Consider the following 2,868-nt stretch of genomic DNA (forward strand, 5'->3'; position numbering starts at 1 on the left):
TGGTGTCGGGTGCCATCCGCAACCACAAGCCCGAGATCATGTTCAAGGCCTTCGAGCTGGCGGGCTACGGCCGGGACGAGGTGGAGAAGCGCTTCGGCGGCATGGTCAAGGCCTTCAAGTACGGCGCCCCCCCGCACGGCGGTTGCGCCGCCGGCATCGACCGGATGGTGATGCTTCTCGCCGACACCGCGAACATCCGCGACCTGCCGGCCCGTCCGCACGTCCTCGAAGATCAGATAGCTCGCAAGCTGGAGGATGCCCGCGCCGCTGCGGGCGGCGGCGACGGCCGATTCCGCCGCCTCGAAGGCGAGCCGGCCGCGCACCGCGAAGGTCGTGTCGCGGCCGTCGATGCGGAAGCGCCAGGGCTGCGGCTGGCCGGTCCGGGACGACAGGATCGGGATGCAGGCGTGACCTGAAAGGTCATCGGGGTGCGCGGGCCGTCCGGCAAGCTCCAGATAGGCCGGCGCGGCGACGGTCAGCGACGGAAGCTGGCCGATCGGGCGGGCGACGATGTCGAGTTCCGGCAGGGGGCCGAGCAGGACGGCGGCGTCGAGCCGCTGGCCGACGAAGTCCGGCGTGTCGGTCCGCGACAGGATCTCGAGCTCGATCTCCGGATGCGCGGCGAGAAAGCCCGGCAGGGCGGGCGCGACGATGATCCGGGCGATGCCGGGCGGAAGCTGGACGCGGAGAAGCCCGCGCGGGCTGCGCTCGGCCGCGCCGATCTCGTCCTCCAGATCCTCCACGTCCGCGATGATCCGCCGTGCCCGTTCGAGATAGCGGGCGCCGTCCTCGGTCAGCCGCATGCGGCGGGTCGTGCGCTCCAGAAGCTGCACGCCGAGGTGGCGTTCGAGGTCGGCCACGGTGGCGGAGGCGGCGCCGCGGGCAAAGCCGAGGTCGGTCGAGGCGGCGGTGAGGCTGCCCAGTTCGGCGACCCGCACGAAGAGCCGCATGGCGCGAAGGTGGTCCATGGATTGTCCGAAAAATCCGGAGAGTGAAACCAGAATGCCGGTATTTTCAGCGAAAGGGAAGCGCGCTATCTCCGCCGCCATTCACCAGTTCATTTGCACACCAATTAATGGAGAGAGGACATGAACGTCCGAACGGCATTTGAGACACCTATCACCAGGGACCTCTATTACGCGGTCCACAAGGGCATCCGTCTGGCGAACGCACGCATGCTCATCGCGCTCGGCCAGGCGGATCCCGGTGACGAGGCGGGGCTGATGGAGGTCCTGGGCAGGCTTTCCGCGCATCTAGAGATCTGCCTGTCGCACCTCACCCACGAGAACGAGAAGATCCACGCCGTGGTGGAGAGCCGCGTGCCCGGCGGTGCGGAGCACCAGGGCGAGGACCACGACCATCACCTCGCGGCCTTCGGCGAGTTGCGCCGCATGGCCGAGGAGGTGGCGGTGGCGGGCGACGACCGCGCGGCGAAGCTGCGCCGGCTCTACCAGCGGTTCGCGATCTTCGTGGCCGACGACCTCGTGCACATGCACGAGGAAGAGACCGAACTGATGCCGCTCATCGCTGCCAACTTCTCGGCGGAGGAGATCGACGGGATCGAACATGCGATCGTGTCGAACATCCCGCCGGCGAAGATGGCGGGGTTCGGTCGGTTCATGCTCGGCGCGGCGTCGCGGTCGGAGCGGATCGCGATGGTGACGGGCATGCGCCAGGCGATGCCGGTCGAGGCCTTCGACGGGCTCTTCGCCGCGATCATGGGTGAGCACTGGCGCTTCGGCGACTGGGAGCGGATGGAGCAGGTGCTGTGCTGAGCAGCGCCTGCGAATCCTGCCCGCGGCACCGTGCCGGGCTCTGCCCGGCCGGGCGGCGGGACGCGGAGGAACCGGCACAGACCAATCCTCTGACGCAGCCGTGCCGGGACACAAAGACCTTCTCGCCCGAGACCTGCTGACGGAAGCCGGGCGGAAACCGCGCCCGGTCACATTTCTTCATTTCTTTACAGCATATTGGAGACTTTCATGAAAAATGTTGCGAAAGTTGCGGCCATCCTTGCCGTCGTGTCAGTCGTTGCCCCGTCCCTTGCTGCAGGCGCGGCGTCCGATCCGGGCGAACGCTATTTCGACGCGGTCGCCGCGAGTTTCGATCGCGCCGGCATGCCGGCGCCCGGGCACCGGGTGACGGCGGAGGACTACCGCGTGCTCATCCTCGGGAGTTTCGAACGCGCCGGCATGCCGGGCCCGGTCGCGGAAGTGTCCGATGCGGCCTATGCGTCGTTGATCAGCGCGAGTTTCGAGCGCGCCGGCATGCCGGCGACCGGGCGCCACGCGACGGCGGATGGCTACCGCGCGCTCATCGTCGGGAGTTTCGAACGCGCCGGCATGCCGGTTCCGGTCGTGGAGGTGTCCGGTGAGGCCCATGCGGCGTTGATCCGCGCGAGTTTCGAGCGCCAGGACATGGTGGCGACCCCGGCGCCCTGCCAGCCCGGGTCCTGACGCGCCGCCGCCGGCCAAGGTGGCATTCCGGGCGAGTCGAGGTCATGCCCCGTGTCCGGCCGGTTCCGGGAGAAAAATGCAGGCGGCCGCGCCCCAGGGCGCGGCTTCCGGATTCGTTTGGCGGTCGTCCGCTCAGAACGCCGAGGCGGCGGTCGCCACGATGGAGAAGGTCAGCGAAAGCACGCCGATGCCGAAGACCGCCCAGTGCGCGCCCTTCACCAGCTTCTCGTTCATCGCGAACCGGATGATGTCCTTTGCCATGTCCGTCATCCCCAAGACACCTGAACACATGCTCCGACTGTCCTGTCCGATTGCGGCGGGATTGGGACAGGGCGGGGACAGCTCCGCGGCAATTTGACGATCATTTCGCGCCGAGGCGGTGCTTGCGGGCGCCCCCCGTGCGCCTATGATC

The 2,868-nt window shown here is 68.3% G+C and carries 3 protein-coding genes and 2 pseudogenes; 3 read left to right on the forward strand and 2 right to left on the reverse strand.

Going from position 1 to position 2,868, the window contains the following annotated elements:
• Positions 1–206, forward strand: a pseudogene (locus F9K34_RS18240) (amino acid--tRNA ligase-related protein); the annotation flags it as partial.
• Positions 207–257: 51 nt separating this feature from the next.
• Here F9K34_RS18240 and F9K34_RS18245 read toward each other — a convergent pair.
• Positions 258–1,049 (reverse strand): annotated as a pseudogene (locus F9K34_RS18245) (LysR family transcriptional regulator); the annotation flags it as partial.
• Between the two features lie 39 nt (positions 1,050–1,088).
• On the opposite strand from F9K34_RS18245, the gene F9K34_RS18250 reads away from it, so the two are divergent.
• A complete protein-coding gene (locus tag F9K34_RS18250; protein WP_291338528.1) occupies positions 1,089–1,775 on the forward strand; it encodes a hypothetical protein in 687 nt (228 codons plus the stop codon).
• A 207-nt stretch (positions 1,776–1,982) separates the two neighbouring features.
• A complete protein-coding gene (locus F9K34_RS18255) occupies positions 1,983–2,456 on the forward strand; it encodes a hypothetical protein (RefSeq protein ID WP_291338529.1) in 474 nt (157 codons plus the stop codon).
• A gap of 132 nt (positions 2,457–2,588) precedes the next feature.
• Here F9K34_RS18255 and F9K34_RS18260 read toward each other — a convergent pair whose 3' ends face one another.
• Positions 2,589–2,717: a hypothetical protein gene (locus tag F9K34_RS18260; RefSeq protein ID WP_291338530.1), complete on the reverse strand. Its 129-nt coding sequence runs from the start codon at positions 2,715–2,717 to the stop codon at positions 2,589–2,591.
• Positions 2,718–2,868 lie beyond the last annotated feature (151 nt).

The sequence above is a fragment of the Albidovulum sp. genome (genome assembly GCF_008933605.1).
Taxonomy (GTDB): domain Bacteria; phylum Pseudomonadota; class Alphaproteobacteria; order Rhodobacterales; family Rhodobacteraceae; genus Albidovulum.